Source organism: Alteromonas sp. IB21 (assembly GCF_016405965.1).
GTDB lineage: Bacteria > Pseudomonadota > Gammaproteobacteria > Enterobacterales > Alteromonadaceae > Alteromonas.
Map to the genome: position 1 here is coordinate 190,995 of NZ_JAEFCD010000001.1, position 14,837 is coordinate 205,831.

General features: G+C 44.7%; 16 protein-coding genes and 1 pseudogene. 7 read left to right on the plus strand and 10 right to left on the minus strand.

Annotated elements, in window-relative coordinates; genetic code table 11:
- Positions 1-12: 12 nt before the first annotated feature.
- Positions 13-231, plus strand: a complete 219-nt coding sequence (locus tag JC525_RS00775; RefSeq protein ID WP_012517776.1) for a hypothetical protein — start codon at positions 13-15, stop codon at positions 229-231.
- A 100-nt stretch (positions 232-331) separates the two neighbouring features.
- On the opposite strand, the pseudogene JC525_RS00780 reads toward JC525_RS00775, so the two are convergent.
- Positions 332-469, minus strand: a pseudogene (locus tag JC525_RS00780) (oxidoreductase); the annotation flags it as partial.
- 278 nt (positions 470-747) lie between these two features.
- On the opposite strand from JC525_RS00780, the gene JC525_RS00785 reads away from it, so the two are divergent.
- Both JC525_RS00785 and JC525_RS00790 read left to right on the plus strand, forming a co-directional pair.
- Positions 748-1,818 carry a flavin reductase family protein gene (locus JC525_RS00785; protein ID WP_332874063.1) on the plus strand — a complete coding sequence of 357 codons (1,071 nt, stop codon included), beginning with the start codon at positions 748-750 and terminating at the stop codon, positions 1,816-1,818.
- Positions 1,815-2,969: a fatty acid desaturase family protein gene (locus tag JC525_RS00790; protein WP_198813279.1), complete on the plus strand. Its 1,155-nt coding sequence runs from the start codon at positions 1,815-1,817 to the stop codon at positions 2,967-2,969. Before JC525_RS00785 ends, JC525_RS00790 begins: the two co-directional genes overlap by 4 nt.
- Here JC525_RS00790 and JC525_RS00795 read toward each other — a convergent pair.
- From JC525_RS00795 to JC525_RS00805, 3 genes are all read right to left on the minus strand, one after another.
- A complete protein-coding gene (locus tag JC525_RS00795; RefSeq protein WP_198813282.1) occupies positions 2,947-3,384 on the minus strand; it encodes a DUF2177 family protein in 438 nt (145 codons plus the stop codon). The two genes, JC525_RS00790 and JC525_RS00795, sit on opposite strands and share 23 nt — an antisense overlap.
- 120 nt (positions 3,385-3,504) lie before the next feature.
- Entirely contained in the window at positions 3,505-3,963 is a 459-nt protein-coding gene (locus JC525_RS00800; protein WP_198813285.1) for a hypothetical protein, read from the minus strand.
- Positions 3,964-4,149: 186 nt separating this feature from the next.
- Positions 4,150-5,361 (minus strand): endonuclease/exonuclease/phosphatase family protein, encoded by a 1,212-nt coding sequence (locus JC525_RS00805; protein ID WP_198813288.1) that lies wholly within the window; start codon positions 5,359-5,361, stop codon positions 4,150-4,152.
- Positions 5,362-5,600: 239 nt separating this feature from the next.
- On the opposite strand from JC525_RS00805, the gene JC525_RS00810 reads away from it, so the two are divergent.
- Positions 5,601-6,647 carry a PLP-dependent cysteine synthase family protein gene (locus JC525_RS00810; RefSeq protein ID WP_198813291.1) on the plus strand — a complete coding sequence of 349 codons (1,047 nt, stop codon included), beginning with the start codon at positions 5,601-5,603 and terminating at the stop codon, positions 6,645-6,647.
- A gap of 148 nt (positions 6,648-6,795) precedes the next feature.
- Here JC525_RS00810 and JC525_RS00815 read toward each other — a convergent pair whose 3' ends face one another.
- The 6 genes from JC525_RS00815 to prfC all read right to left on the minus strand — a co-directional run bounded on the left by JC525_RS00815 (position 6,796) and on the right by prfC (position 11,804).
- Entirely contained in the window at positions 6,796-6,999 is a 204-nt protein-coding gene (locus JC525_RS00815) for a hypothetical protein (RefSeq protein ID WP_198813305.1), read from the minus strand.
- A gap of 65 nt (positions 7,000-7,064) precedes the next feature.
- A complete protein-coding gene (locus tag JC525_RS00820; RefSeq protein ID WP_198813308.1) occupies positions 7,065-7,220 on the minus strand; it encodes a hypothetical protein in 156 nt (51 codons plus the stop codon).
- Positions 7,221-7,231: 11 nt separating this feature from the next.
- On the minus strand, positions 7,232-7,402 hold the full coding sequence (locus JC525_RS00825) for a hypothetical protein (protein WP_198813310.1): 171 nt from the start codon (positions 7,400-7,402) through the stop codon (positions 7,232-7,234).
- Positions 7,403-7,699: 297 nt separating this feature from the next.
- Positions 7,700-8,266, minus strand: a complete 567-nt coding sequence (locus JC525_RS00830) for an NADPH-dependent FMN reductase (protein ID WP_198813313.1) — start codon at positions 8,264-8,266, stop codon at positions 7,700-7,702.
- A gap of 204 nt (positions 8,267-8,470) precedes the next feature.
- A complete protein-coding gene (argS, locus tag JC525_RS00835) occupies positions 8,471-10,201 on the minus strand; it encodes an arginine--tRNA ligase (RefSeq protein WP_198813316.1) in 1,731 nt (576 codons plus the stop codon).
- 13 nt (positions 10,202-10,214) lie between these two features.
- The gene (prfC, locus tag JC525_RS00840; RefSeq protein WP_198813319.1) at positions 10,215-11,804 is read right to left on the minus strand and encodes a peptide chain release factor 3; all 1,590 of its coding nucleotides are present in this window, start codon (positions 11,802-11,804) and stop codon (positions 10,215-10,217) included.
- 382 nt (positions 11,805-12,186) lie between these two features.
- On the opposite strand from prfC, the gene JC525_RS00845 reads away from it, so the two are divergent.
- From JC525_RS00845 to JC525_RS00855, 3 genes are read left to right on the plus strand one after another with little or no spacing between them, the layout of a single operon-like run.
- Complete coding sequence (locus JC525_RS00845) at positions 12,187-12,639, plus strand: MarR family winged helix-turn-helix transcriptional regulator (RefSeq protein ID WP_198813338.1); 453 nt, start codon at positions 12,187-12,189, stop codon at positions 12,637-12,639.
- Complete coding sequence (locus JC525_RS00850) at positions 12,636-13,709, plus strand: HlyD family secretion protein (RefSeq protein WP_198813342.1); 1,074 nt, start codon at positions 12,636-12,638, stop codon at positions 13,707-13,709. Before JC525_RS00845 ends, JC525_RS00850 begins: the two co-directional genes overlap by 4 nt.
- Before the next feature lie 8 nt (positions 13,710-13,717).
- A complete protein-coding gene (locus JC525_RS00855; RefSeq protein ID WP_198813345.1) occupies positions 13,718-14,749 on the plus strand; it encodes a DUF2955 domain-containing protein in 1,032 nt (343 codons plus the stop codon).
- Positions 14,750-14,837 lie beyond the last annotated feature (88 nt).

Genomic DNA, 14,837 nt, shown 5'->3' on the forward strand with positions numbered 1-14,837 from the left:
AATAGGAAAAGTATGTCGTTAAATAATTTGTCTTATGCTGTTATCGGAGTACTGCTTGGCCTCTTAGTATTGGCATTAGGCCAACTTGTTGACTGTCAGAATTTAGCGGGCGCAACCATGTCGTTACAATGCCCCAACGGCGCACCTATTTCAAAACTATGGCTGGTCACTTCAATGCTGATAGCGGGAAGTGGCATCGCAGCTTGGCTATTTCGAAACCGCAATTTTTAAGCGCGTAATTATCTATTTAGCGCGTTGCAATCAACTACACATACTTATTTTCAACTACAAACTGCAGAGAGAATAAGCATGGTGTGGAGTCTTAAGTAAGTCGTTGAGCGTAATAATCTGCCATCAATGCATTGGGCACATCATCAGGCTGGGTTGAGCGGGAGCCAGTCATTGGCGGCATAACAATACGATTGTTAAGCGTTTTTCCAGCCAGCGATACGGTTTCAAATAGTTTCATAATGCGATCCTTTAAGCGTTTCATTTTTGCAATTTCACCTTACGTAACCCTATATATGAGGCCCACCAGCGGTCTTTGAACCCGCACTTTTAACAAATTACTTTTGCATTTTTAGCAAAAGTATTAGCCCATTTCGACGACGTTACCCCAAATTTTTACACCTCTACTCTTGACGCAGAAAAATTTAAGCTTACACTTGTGCGCTGAATGAGAGTACAGTTGTACGCTTAAATTTTTTCATCACTTTTGTATTAAAGATATTCAGACAGAATATAGGTGTGAGTTCTACATTGAGACTATTACTAGATAAATTTACTGATCGCATATTTCACCATGGCTCTTGGAAGGGCTACTGGGAAGTACTGATGCAGCAATTTAAACCTGCTTGGCGCGATGGCTATTTCAGAGCCAGAATTGTGACGGTAAAAAACTTAAGCACTGATATGCTTGAGGTGGTACTTAAGCCTGAACGCGCGTGGCCTACGCATGCCGCTGGGCAGCATATCGCGTTGACCATAGAGGTTAATGGCAGACTCACCACCCGCGTATTTACCATAGCAAGTGGTGCCGGCACACACCAACGAGACAAGCAGATTCGCTTGGTGACTAAGGTTAAAGCCCAGGGCGCGCTAACACCTTACCTTCATGCTTGTGTACCTAATCAATGGGTAAACATCTCAGCGCCAATGGGGGAATTTATATGGCCGCAGACGGAAAAGCCCTTACTTATGATTGCGGGCGGCTCGGGTATTACCCCTTTTATTGCAATGCTTGACGATGCCATTAACAATACACAGGTAAATCAAAAGTCGGTGCATTTACTTTATTTCGCCAAGCCCAATGAACACGTTCTGATTGACGAATTGTCAGCTTTTCAAAAGCGCTGCGAAAGCTTCTCTTATTCAATTTTAACCAAGCAGAAAGACGGTGATTTAGAAGCGCATTTATCTTACTTTGCTAACGCACAATGGTTAGTATGTGGCCCAAATGCTATGTACGAGCAGGCAAGGCGCTGTGCAGAGCTAATTAACGCGCCTGTTTCAAGCGAGCATTTCGCTGCGCTTCCAGTGGTAAGCAGCACAAGCCTTACAGAAAGCGAAACTTTCTCGTTGGTTCACAATGGCCAATCCTTAACTATCGACAATCAGCAATCCCTACTTTCACAACTTCAACAAGCAGAACAACCCGTAACATACGGCTGTGGCATGGGCATTTGTCACCAGTGCCAATGCGTTAAAAAACGCGGCGTGGTGAGAGATACCCGCACTGGCGAACTTTCAGATAGCGCAGAACAACTTATTCAGTTGTGTGTATCACAAGCCGTTACCGATGTGGAGATTCAACTATGAACACTAGCGTTACAATAGACAAACAACAACGTGAAGACGCTTTTGAACAAGCAAAGTTACAGGTGCGTACAGCTCAGGCAAGTCAATCAACGAGCGTACAACAGAAACCTAACTACGAGCTACTTGCCGCACAGTTTGATGAGATTAAGGCCGATATTAAACAGAAAGTAGGTGCTGAGGATGCCGCCTACATTCGACGTATCATTCTTATTCAGCGTATTTGTGAATGGAGTGGCCGTATATTATTAATGCTGGGTTTCTTACAGCCTCTGCTTTGGGTTGCCGGCGTATTAAGCCTAGCTACGGCTAAAATTCTAGACAATATGGAAATTGGCCATAACGTGATGCACGGTCAGTACGATTGGATGAACGATAAACATATCAATTCAAAAGGCTATGAGTGGGATATTGCCTGCGATGGCGCAAGCTGGAATCGCGTTCATAATTACGAGCATCACACCTATACCAACATTATTGGTAAAGACAGAGACTTTGGCTACGGTTTGCTTCGCTTGTCTAATGATTTTAGATGGCGTGTAAAAAACTTATGGCAGTTCGCGACTTATATCGTACTTAGCGTTTTGTTTCAGTGGGGCGTGTCGTATCACGAGATGGCCGCTGAGCGCGTATTTTTTGGTAAGAAGAAAGATAACCGCAAGAACCAGGTTACCCATAGCGAACTTAAGAAGCGCTTTTTTAGCAAAGGGGCACGTCAGTTAGTAAAAGACTATGTGCTATTCCCTTTGTTGGCTGGCCCGCTATTTTTATGGGTGCTTGCAGGTAACCTTGTTGCCAACTTACTGCGCAACTTGTGGACATCAACCATCATATTCTGTGGTCATTTCACCGGCGATGTGGAAACCTTTAAAGAAGAGGATTGCAAAAATGAGACGCGCGGTCAGTGGTACTATCGTCAGGCGCTAGGCTCATCGAACATCAAGGGCGGTAACCTGTTTCACGTACTGACTGGCCATTTAAGCTTTCAGATTGAGCACCATCTGTTCCCTGATATCCCCGCCAGACGCTATAGAGAGATGGCTCCTAGAGTACAAGCCGTATTCAAACAGCACGGCATGCACTACAACACCGGCGGTTTTTGGAAACAATACGCCAGCGTGTTAAAGCGCATTATTCGCTACTCTTTCCCTTAACCAGTTGAAACCCTAACCAGCCGGCCATAGCGCTTGCGCTGGTTAGGCACGTCCCCCACGCCCAATCGATAAGCATGATGAACAAAGTAAAGCCTTCAATAATGCTGTATGCCGTTAAATTGTATGCGCCATAACTAGCCAACCCTAACAGCGCGCCATCAATACCCGCGTAAAGCAGCGATTTGTCTCTGTTAGCTACCACAGCAAGTACAAACACCACGCATCCATACATTAAGTAAAACACTGCCCAAGGCCACGTGATGAACTGGCTTCTAAGCAGCGGTTCCATTTCACTTTGATACCAGCCATCCGCAATAACGCCAAGCCACAAGAAGTCGAGCACGCCAAAGCATATGAATATTGTAATTAAGGACAAAATAATGTTTTTCGCAAAGCGAATGATGTTGGAAAACATGAAAACTACACCTGTAAATAAGCAAATTGCGGATGAAAGTTATTTAAAATATGAATACGCCTGTTTTGCACAATGCCAGTAGCGTGCACTTCATTCAACGCCCGTTGGCTTTAACGCCTTTTAATCAACACACAGGGTATGCTCCACCACGCCATTAGACACATAAGCTTTGCAGCCAAATAAGTCAGTGCTTTCTAAACACACGCCATTTGCCTTTAGTCCTGCTTCCATCTTATTATTTTCCGTAACACAAGCGACTTCACATTCACTGCTATCTTTACATGTTTTACCTGCATCATTCGCCGATAAAACACAAGCATAAGCCTGTTGACGGCCAATTTTATTCCAACTGCCACCATGCTTTTCACACACTTTTTCAGACTCGATGGAATAGGCTTGCTGGACCAAGGGCAAGGAGGTGTCAACCACCTGCTCTAGTTTTTCAACCTCTTCAACACTCACAACAGAGCTATCAATGAGTTCTGGGGGTTGAGCGCCACAAGCGGACAAAGCTGCACACACGCCGGCCATTAGCCAGATCCTTAAACGCTCCTGTGCTTTACTGCTTGCTTCTTTCATTTTTTCTCTCGGCTTATTCAACTTTTTTGACGCCTACTAATTGAGACGTCTTACTGAGGCAGTCTATTTAAGACCACTATTATAAGATAAGTTCGAATTCTGCCCCTTACCGATTTTATAGAAGAATTAAGTAGTGCGATGTGCTTTGTACAACACATTTGATAGATTAAGCAAAATTAGCTATTTTCAATCTTGCGTTATCGATAGGCTTACCCACACTAACCTGTGATCTGAGCTGGCTTCACGGTCTTTAACTAGCCGATAGAGATCACTTGTTTTGGCAGGCCAAAATACGCCGGCGTCGCGCACCTCGAATCCATAACGAGAGGGTAAAACATAGTCGGCTCTGGCTCCCCAGTAGGCGGTAAAGCGGTTACTGAACTCAGCTCCTGATGCGGCTGCACCACCTGCACTTGTTGGAATTGTGTCGTTATTAACTAATGGGTGTTCGGTCAATTGCTCAATTACACCTTCGCGATGTTTATCACCAATATCTGCAGCATTAAAATCGCCAACAAGTACGAAGCGTGCGTTCTCTGATAGGCTTACTTTCTCGCCATTATCAGCGTAGATGTATGTTCCTTTGTCGGGCGACAGGTAATCAGCCATAAGCCTAATTTCATCATTGTTGCGCTTACCGTTACGGTCCTCGCTCCCATCAAAATTTGGCGGCGTTGGATGCATAGCAAGTATATGTACGACTTTGTCTCCCACTTTCACCGGCACATCCCAGTGAGATTTCGAACTCAATCTTAGCGCGGCCCACTCTTCTACATTGTACCAAGGCTCGCCTTGGTCGGTATTGCCGCTCTCGTCAGGAATAACGGGCACCTGCGGGTGAGGCATATGATGCCACCTAAACTTCTGAAAGGTACGTATGCTATCCACATCAATAGAGTACTTTGATAATAGCGCCATCCCATACTGCCCTGGATAAAGCCCGTACCCGTAAGCATCTCCACCAAATCCTTCTGCTTTGCCATTGTTATCTAAATCGAACTTTGTCGGCTCGCCGGTGTTAACTGTTGCCACATAAGTATAAGGGTAATCCACCGGTTCAAGACCGCGTTGCGAGACGTTCAGGTAGTTTTTAACGAAAGCCTCTACCCCTTTACTTTTATCAGCAATGTAATCAAATTCGTTCAACATCAAGATATCAGGGTTTACGCGTTGAATAATTTCGGCAATATTTTTGACTTGGCTGTGCTCGCCCGTGGAGAGAACATGTTGAAGTACTTCATCGCTTGGCTCCATGCCCAAGGCTTTATAATTGGTGGCCTCCATACTTACGTTAAATGTGGCCACTTTAAGCGTGTTAATCTCTTCTGCACTAATTTGCGCACCTAATAGCGTCGTGGACAGAAAAACTATTCCTGTGAAAAGCAATTTAGTCTTCATGTTGATACCTAGTGAGGGGTAAGGGATAAGGTACAAAGATATCAAGAATAGCTGGGTTGCTGAAATGCTTTGTTTCCACAATACTTCTGTTAAGCAGACACATTCATCTTTGCAATATTTTTTATACCATGAACAAAATAAAGAATATTTTTCCAAAAAATTGCCATTTAAACAAAAAAATTAAACGTTATTTCTCTTAGCACATTGATATCCTCGTCGTTATCAATAAGGAGGTCAATATGACGTGCTGGGTTACAAAAGCCATCAATACTATTAACGCAGATTATCAACGCTCGGCTGATACGCACCTAATTAAGCTACAGCCAATAGCGTTCAAAAATATCGATATCTATTTAAAAGATGAAAGCACGCACCCAACGGGAAGTTTAAAGCACCGCCTTGCTCGCTCACTTTTTCTTTATGCTTTGTGCAATGGAAAAATTGTGGAGGGAACAACGGTTGTTGAGGCATCATCCGGCAGTACTGCGGTATCTGAAGCTTACTTCGCCAAAATGATTGGTGTGCCCTTTGTAGCAGTCATGACTAAGTCTACCGCCCAGAGTAAAATAGCCCTTATTGAGCGATATGGGGGGCTGTGTCATTTCGTCGACTGCCCTACACAAATGCACAGCGAAGCCACAAAGGTCGCTAAGGAACTAGGTGGCTATTTTATGGATCAATTCCTTTTCGCCGAACGTGCCACCGACTGGCGGGGAAGCAACAATATTGCCGAGAGTATATTTGAGCAGATGAAAGCTGAACCTCATCCTGTCCCTCACACCATAGTAATGAGTGCTGGCACGGGCGGCACGTCGGCAACAATAGGCCGCTATATACGCTACAAAGGTCTAGCTTCCCAACTTGTAGTCGTCGATCCAGAATTCAGTGTGTTTTTTGAAAGTTTCAAAACGAAAGATCACACCCTTACAGCAACGAGAGGAAGCCGCATAGAAGGGATTGGCCGCCCTAAAGTGGAAGCCTCTTTTCAACACGACGTGATAGACGACATGATTGCGGTTCCGGATGCCGCAAGCGTTGCAACCATGCACTGGTTAAACAACACCATGGGAATAAAAGCCGGTCCCTCTACAGGCACGAACTTATGGGGGGCGCTACATATTGCCAAGCAAATGAGCGAAAACGGCGAAGCTGGGTCAATCGTTACCCTCATGTGCGATAGTGGTGAGCGTTACACCGACACTTATTACAACGCTCAATGGATGCAACAAGCTATAGGGTTATTTGATAGCTACAGTGCTGAGTTAAGAAAAATTCCTTTGCAGTGAACCTTTCCTAATGTCAATGAAGAGCTATAGTCAATAAAATAATTTAAACGTCAAAGTGTGAAACATAACAAGAGAGCCGCACTCGATTAAGCGGCTTTCTTTCGACACCTAGCGCCAAAATAATACAGAGAGTTCGAGAAACAACACGTTATATAATGTCGTCTGTATCCAATGCTCTTTCATTTGGGCGATTCGCAAGTTTTTGAAGAATTGCGAGTAAAAGTAGGTTTTGAAACTCAGGCTCTGTTAAGAGCGAGAACCCTTCTTTTGAAATGATACTCTCAAAGAGAGAGATAATATTTATTACCGCAAGAAACCAAAATGCTACGTTGCTGTAATTTTTCTTGTCCATGATTATTTGCCTTGTCCATACTTAAATAAAACTAAAGAAGCAGACCTAAGCCTGCTCATTTAATACTAAGGAATTTCTGGCTCGTTTGCACCATCGTAGAATCCGTTGCCAAGTCCTCGGCCGAAATCATAGGCAAGATCTACAAACGTCATGTAGGTCAATACGTGTTGCCAATAACCGCCGCTACATTGAATTAGTTCTTCTTGACTTAACTCTTCCATAAAATAATTCCTTAAGGTAGTACGAATTCAGCGACATCGTCTAACCAACGGTTAGACGTCATTACATGGCTATAAAAATAGCCACCTGCATAGCCAGCGCCGTAACCGATACCATACATAATATCTCCAACTACACCTGCACCCGCGACTGCATCGATTTCGTTAATGTTGAGTTCTTCCATAATAAAGCTCCTTTTTTCAATTAAAGTGATGTGCAAATGCACTGAGCTAGACTATGACATTAAAGCAATATTGACGACTGGCCATGGGTTGGGGTTCACGTCGTTTTTTGAATTGAAATTTATTTTGCTAGGATGGGCAATGAAGGGGCTTGATGGTGCTGATTGTTTCTCATATTAAGTAGAGCACTCTCTAATCGAAGCAATTTCAAACACACACTTGTTTAGCATGGATAGAAAATTTGAAGTGTAGATAGCTAGAGCGCCGACGGCTTACTCTAGCGACCCTTAACCCATGTTTCAGGCAAGCTTACCAGCCAACTCGGCGGTTTCTTTCCCCAAATTTTTAAGCTGCTTTATCGTTTTTTCGTCGGTAATTGCGCCATTTTCCATAAGCGTATTCACCTTTGCGATAGCTTTTTGGTTTGGCAGTACCATTGTGCCTAGGTTTTCAAGCAGCATCCTCAGCACCACCAGTACACGCATACCACCTAGTCCACCGGCTGACGCCGCCATAATGCCGGCCACTTTACCGCGATAGGCTTGTAACGGCTTTTCACCGTCTCCCATACGCGATGCCCAGTCAATGGCATTTTTTAGAAGCGCGGGATAGCTTGAGTTATATTCTGGTGATGCAATGAGAAACCCATCATGGCTCATGAGCATCTCTTTAAATGCCTGTGCTCTTTCAGGCATACCAAACTCAGCTTCTTCGTCTTCATTAAATATTGGCATTTGATAATCAGCTAAGTCAATTACGGTAACCTCTGCGCCAGCTTCGCGCGCGCCTTCAGCGGCCACGTTCACAATGGCTTGGTTAAATGAACCTTTACGGGTACTGCCTGCAAATGCAAGGATCTTTGTCATTAGAATTTCCTGTCTTTTCTTTGCGTTGTATTTTTAATCATCTGCTTTATAAGGATATATCGGCCTATCGGTTTTAACTGAAATACCAAAACATTTATTGATACCGACAAGCTAAGCGTCTTGGTCATTCGCATTACGCATAAAAAAAGGCTGACAATCAATGTCAGCCTCTTCAATATCAATACCTATGTTGTACCGCGAACACTACATTTTTTCTAGTGTTTCGATACCTAGTAGGGCCAATCCCTTCTCTAGTGTTTTGGCAACTAGAGCTGACAATGCTAAACGGCTGTCGCGTACCGCTGGCTCAATACCGTCTTTAAGCATTGGGCACGCCTCGTAGAATGTCATGAATGCTGACGCTACATCGTAAAGGTATGTACATAACACGTGAGGGGTCGCCTCACGCGATACCATACCAATCACTTCTTCGAACTGCATAAGCAGCACAGCTAGCGCATGCTCTTGTTTCTCAACAATGTTGATATCAACTGGCATTGTCGCCATATCAACGCCCGCTTTTCTGAACAAGCTTTTCACACGAGTATAGGCATATTGCAGATAAGGCGCTGTATTACCTTCAAAGCTTAGCATTGAGTCCCAGTTGAACATGTAATCCGTTGTGCGGTTCTTAGATAGGTCAGCGTATTTTACAGCGCCAATACCAACCTTGCGGGCAACCTCTTTAAGTTCAGCTTCACTTAAGTCGTTGTCGCGTTCGGCAATTAATTTACCTGCACGTTCTACCGCTTCATCAAGCAACTCAACCAGCTTAACCGTACCGCCGGTACGGGTTTTAAATGGCTTGCCGTCACTGCCTAGCATCATGCCAAATGGGCAGTGCTCGTAAGTTTGCTCCTCTTTCATGAAGCCTGCTTTACGGCCTACAATTTCCGTTTGCTTAAAGTGCAGCGCTTGGCGAGCGTCGGTAAGAATAAGGGTACGATCGGCATTCAACTTGCCACTGCGATAGCGCATCGCCGCAAGGTCTGTGGTTGCGTACAGGTATCCACCGCCGGATTTTTGAACGATGTAAACGGCTGGGTTACCGTCTTTATCGGCAAGCTCAGGAATAAACACAACCTGCGCGCCCTGATCTTCTACCGCAATACCTTTTGCTTTAAGGTCGCTGATTACGTTGGCTAGGTCTTCGTTATACGCCGACTCACCCATAATGTCTTTGCGCGTAAGGCTTACATTTAGCTTGTCGTACACTTCTTCAGAGTGGGCAATAGACACATCGATAAACTTTTCCCACAGCGCTAGGCACTGTGCATCGCCGCCCTGTAGCTTGACAACGTATTCACGGGCACGGTCGGCAAAGCCTTCTTCTTCGTCGAAGCGTACTTTGGCTTCGCGATAAAAGTCTTCAAGGTCAGACAGCGCTGTTTCGGCCACTTCTTCTTGCAACTTATCTGAAAGGTGTGCCAGCAGCATACCGAACTGCGTTCCCCAGTCACCCATATGGTTTTGGCGAATTACATTGTGGCCCAAGAACTCAAGCACCTTAACTACGGCATCGCCGATAATAGTAGTACGCAGGTGACCTACGTGCATTTCTTTCGCTAAGTTAGGCGATGAATAATCTACTACAATGTTTTGCTCAGGCGACTTTGCGATGCCTAACCGAGGGTCGGTCAACGATAGCTCGCACTGGTTAGACAACCATGCGTCATTTAAATGAACGTTGATAAAGCCAGGGCCCGCTACTTCTAACTTGCTGGCAATATCGTCAAGCTTTACTGTCTCAACGATTTTTTCAGCGATATCACGTGGCTTTTGTCTTAGCTCCTTAGCCAGTGCCATAGCGCCATTAAACTGGTATTCACCAAACTCTGGTCGAGCACTGCGCGAAACTGGTACTGGCGCATTTTCTACGCCCATCTCTTGCAGAGCTTCAGTGAAACGATTAACTAATAGTGCATGTATATTCATAATGTATATTTCTTTAATTTTCGCGCGTGTTGGTAAATTGGATATCTGGATAGCGTTCTTGCGCTAGCTGCAAATTCACCATAGTCGGGGCGATATACGTTAGGTTATCGCCTCCATCCAATGCCAGGTTCTGCTCACCTTTACGGCGGAATTCATCAAGCTTTCTTTCGTCACTAGAGTAAACCCAGCGGGCAGTACTCACGTTAATATGCTCATACAGCGCATCGACGTTGTACTCTGACTTAAGACGAGCAACAACCACATCAAACTGAAGTACACCTACCGCACCAACAATTAAGTCGTTGTTAGCCAGCGGTCTGAATACCTGAACCGCCCCTTCCTCTGAGAGCTGGATAAGGCCTTTTAACAGCTGCTTTTGCTTCAGTGGATCTTTCAAGCGAATACGTTTGAATAACTCGGGCGCAAAGTTTGGAATACCGGTAAAGCGATAGTTATCGCCTGACGTGAAAGTATCACCAATTCGAATAGTACCGTGGTTGTGCAGGCCGATAATATCGCCAGCATACGCTTCTTCTAGCAGTGAACGGTCACCCGCTAAGAAGGTTAATGCATCAGAAATACGCACATCTTTGCCTAAACGGCTGTTGCGCATTTTCATTCCTTTTTCGTACTTGCCCGACACGATACGACAAAACGCAATACGGTCACGGTGTTTCGGGTCCATGTTAGCCTGAATCTTAAACACGAAGCCGCTAAACTTACCGTCGGTGCTTTCAATTGTGCCTTCTTCTGTCTCGCGGCCTAGTGGCGCAGGTGCCCATTCAACTAATCCGTCAAGCATGTGATCAACACCAAAGTTGCCCAACGCCGTACCGAAGAATACCGGCGTTAGCTGACCTTCACGGAATAGTTCTTGATCAAAGTCGTTAGACGCGCCGCGCACCAGCTCAAGCTCATCACGCAAGTTTCCAGCAAGATCGCTTCCTACTGCAGTATCGAGTTCTGGGTTGTCTAGCCCTTTAATAATGCGCACGTCTTGAATGGTGTGACCATGGCCGCTTTGATACAGAATAGTTTCATCGCGATGAAGGTGATAAACCCCTTTAAAGCTTTTACCACAGCCAATAGGCCAAGTGATTGGCGCACACAAGATATCAAGCTCGGTTTCTACCTCATCAAGCAGCTCCATTGGGTCGCGAATATCACGGTCAAGCTTGTTCATGAAAGTAATGATAGGTGTATCGCGTAAGCGAGTGACTTCCATTAACTTACGAGTTCTGTCTTCTACACCTTTCGCGGCGTCGATTACCATAAGGCACGAGTCAACGGCTGTTAGCGTACGATAGGTATCTTCAGAGAAGTCTTCGTGCCCCGGGGTATCTAACAGGTTTACCAAGTGATCGCTATACGGAAACTGCATAACTGAGGTGGTTACCGAGATACCACGCTCTTTTTCCATCTCCATCCAGTCAGACTTAGCATGCTGACCTGATTTTTTACCTTTTACAGTACCGGCGGTCTGAAGCGCACGTCCGAACAACAATACTTTTTCAGTAATGGTGGTTTTACCCGCATCCGGGTGCGATATGATTGCGAACGTACGTCGCTTTTTAATCTCTTCTAGAAGTTTCTTATCTGACATCAATACTTATCTTCGTTATCTATTATCCCTGTAAAACAATAATTTACAGGTGCGTTTTATATCGGATAAGCAATGCTTGTCCGCGCAAATTGTATATTGCGGTGAAACGCTTGATACGGCTTGGTAATTAATTGCGCGGATTTTAGCATTTTACTGGGCGTAACAGTAGAGCGAAATTACGTAGCACCTGTCTCATGACGGGTTAAATGAATCGACGGTTTAATTTCAAAGATGCCTTCAAGTTTTTAACATTTAATTTAACGAAAACCTTTACGTAGAAGCTCAACGAACTTATTAGCCTATTCACCCCATAACCATTTACTTAGCATGCTAACCAAATAAAATACTTAGCATGCTAAGTAAATTAACAGGTATTAAGACCATGTTTTCAGAACCTATGCCGCTTCACTTGATTGCACTTTTTGCACGTACATCACAAAAATGCAGAAGAACGGTCACAGAATATGTTGCCCATCTTGACCTCACTGAATCGAGGTGGCGTGTGATGATTCATATGGCTTTGCTTGGCGAAGGATCTACTCAACAAACGTTAGCGGAAAGTCTTGAAATAGAGATGCCGAGTCTCACTAGAACGATCAAGCAATTGGAAACCGCGGGTTTGATAAAGCGTATTGTTGATGACAAGGATAAACGAAGCCGCCGGCTCTATTTCACACCAATGGGAAAAGGCCGTATGAACGATATTGAAAGCACGTTGGCGGCGCTGCGGGATGAGGTGTATGCAGGTATACCCGACGATGAGCTGAATACGGTGGCCCTATGTCTTAAAAAAATTGAGCAAAATGCCGTTAGGCTTCTGGAGGCATCTAAGTGAGTGAAAGAACACCCGACCAAGCTTTTGCAAGGTACGTGAAACTGGCTTTAGTAGCCTTTGCTGTCTGTTTTATATATTTTGTAGTTGCTGATATCCGCATGCCAATGACACCTCAGGCAAGGGTGTACCATCAGGTTACACAAATATCACCTCAGCTTAATGGCCCAATCATTAAGGTCTTAGTTAGCAACAATCAACACGTTGAAAAAGGGCAAGTATTGTTCGAAATTGACGATACTCCCTACAATATTGCACTTGAAAAAGCGCAGATTAAATTGGCGAATGTGGCACAAGAAAATGCTCAAATTGACGCCCAGGTGGACGCAATGAAGGCAAGAATAGCAGCCGCGACTGCCATACTCGTAGAACGCAAAAGTGAATATCAACGATTAAACACCTTAATAGAAAGCAACGTAGTTTCTCAACAAGACGTGGATAAAGCTAACGCCCAACTTCAAAGCGCAGAGGCAGATTTGAGCGCACTTAAAGCTGAGTTAAACCTCCAGATTGTAGCTAGGGGAGAAAGAGGAGAACGTAACCTCAAATATCGGGAAGCTCGCAACGCGCTAAATCGTGCAGAATTAAATCTGGCATACACCAGAATAAAGGCTCCGCACGAAGGCATTATGGCAAACATGCAGGTGACAAAAGGAACCTATGCCAAACAAAGCGTTCCCCTTGCATCTGTTGTAGATAACAAGCTTGACTTGGTTGCTGATTTTAGAGAAAAGTCGCTAACCAGTGTAGAAAAAGGCGTGCGTGCCAAAGTTGTTTTTGATGCGATACCTGGGAAGGTGTTTGCGGCGCAGGTGGAAGATTTCGAGGCTGGCGTTAGTGATGGCCAACTGTCAGCAAATGGCAAGCTGGCCGCTGTTGAAAAATCGAACCGATGGGTGCGTGACGCGCAACGCCAGCGCGTTCATATCAGCTTAGAAGAAAGTGATGCACCATTAAACCATCTGACGAGTGGTGCGCGGGCGACGGTTCAAATTGTTCCTAATAACCCTATAGAAAGTTTTGTCGCGAATGTTCAAATTCGCTTTATCAGTTTATTGCATTACATCTACTAAAACAGGTTATGAAAACACAACTTAGCGAAAACGATGTTCAACAGATGCTTAGGATTGCCAGCGGCGCGACTCTCGGATTTACGATATCTAAGGCAATGGGATGGCCGAACCCGATATTCTTTACCCTTTATCCCATTTTATTGCTAGGGCTGGTAGCCGTTTTAAATGGGCACATAATAAGACAGTTTCTTGCAGCGACCGTATTCCCGGCTATGGTTGTGCTACTAATATATGGTTTGTTTGGCACTCACCCGCTGCTTATTACGCCGTTAATCGCGGTAACCTTTGCTTATTTATTTTGGCAAATGAGTAAAGATACATTATTTTTGTTTGGCGCATTTTCCCTTATTGGGCTGTCGTTACAGTTGCACTTCGCAAGTTATAGTAACGATGGAATAGATATTTACCCGTTGGTGATTTCCAATATTGGCGCAATTTTACTTGCTTTAGGCATCGCTTTTGCCCTGCACCTAATGTTTCCTGATAGAGCGCCACGAACACCACAGCCTAAGGTCTCTAAAAATAAAGCGAGTATCCGACACGAGGTCATCTTGTGCACAATAGTGGCTACGTTATCTTTTGCTGTATTTCAAACCTTCGACTTGGTTGACTCTGTCTCGGCGCAAGCGGCGAGCATACTGATTCTTTTCCCTCTTTGCTGGAAAGGGGCCACCATGAGCGGTTGGCAGCGAGCAATAGGCACCTTGATTGGGTGCAATTTAGCCCTGCTCGCTCAGCTGGTTTTGCTGAATTACAGCGATACGTTATTTTTCGCTAGTTTTAGCCTGTGGATATTGGTCTTTTTTATAAGTCGGCAGCACGTTTTGAACGGTGGTGGCGCGGGGACCGGCTTTGGCGTACTTACCACCTTTGGCATCTTGTACGGACAGTCACTTTCACCCCAACAGGATATTATTTATAGTGCGCTGTATCGCTTTTCGTCTGTCGTTGTAGCCATCGCATTTAGCCTGGGTGCTATTTTTGTTGTACATAGCCTACTGAATCGACATCAATCTACACGGCATCACACATTTTCTTGACCTTACTTGTAACAGGCTAGACTTGAGCAGCGCTCTAAAAACATAAGCTGATGATTATATATTTTTGTTTTATTTATTGGACGCTTAC

Bases quoted from the DNA above. Each gene is read 5' to 3' on its own strand.
- JC525_RS00830 (WP_198813313.1), bottom strand. From the start codon at position 8,266: ATGACAAAGATCCTTGCATTTGCAGGCAGTACCCGTAAAGGTTCATTT.
- JC525_RS00775 (WP_012517776.1), top strand. From the start codon at position 13: ATGTCGTTAAATAATTTGTCTTATGCTGTTATCGGAGTACTGCTTGGC.
- JC525_RS00800 (WP_198813285.1), bottom strand. From the start codon at position 3,963: ATGAAAGAAGCAAGCAGTAAAGCACAGGAGCGTTTAAGGATCTGGCTA.
- JC525_RS00845 (WP_198813338.1), top strand. From the start codon at position 12,187: ATGTTTTCAGAACCTATGCCGCTTCACTTGATTGCACTTTTTGCACGT.
- JC525_RS00855 (WP_198813345.1), top strand. From the start codon at position 13,718: ATGAAAACACAACTTAGCGAAAACGATGTTCAACAGATGCTTAGGATT.
- JC525_RS00795 (WP_198813282.1), bottom strand. From the start codon at position 3,384: ATGTTTTCCAACATCATTCGCTTTGCGAAAAACATTATTTTGTCCTTA.
- argS (WP_198813316.1), bottom strand. From the start codon at position 10,201: ATGAATATACATGCACTATTAGTTAATCGTTTCACTGAAGCTCTGCAA.
- JC525_RS00815 (WP_198813305.1), bottom strand. From the start codon at position 6,999: ATGGACAAGAAAAATTACAGCAACGTAGCATTTTGGTTTCTTGCGGTA.
- JC525_RS00825 (WP_198813310.1), bottom strand. From the start codon at position 7,402: ATGGAAGAACTCAACATTAACGAAATCGATGCAGTCGCGGGTGCAGGT.
- JC525_RS00820 (WP_198813308.1), bottom strand. From the start codon at position 7,220: ATGGAAGAGTTAAGTCAAGAAGAACTAATTCAATGTAGCGGCGGTTAT.
- JC525_RS00810 (WP_198813291.1), top strand. From the start codon at position 5,601: ATGACGTGCTGGGTTACAAAAGCCATCAATACTATTAACGCAGATTAT.
- JC525_RS00790 (WP_198813279.1), top strand. From the start codon at position 1,815: ATGAACACTAGCGTTACAATAGACAAACAACAACGTGAAGACGCTTTT.
- JC525_RS00805 (WP_198813288.1), bottom strand. From the start codon at position 5,361: ATGAAGACTAAATTGCTTTTCACAGGAATAGTTTTTCTGTCCACGACG.
- prfC (WP_198813319.1), bottom strand. From the start codon at position 11,804: ATGTCAGATAAGAAACTTCTAGAAGAGATTAAAAAGCGACGTACGTTC.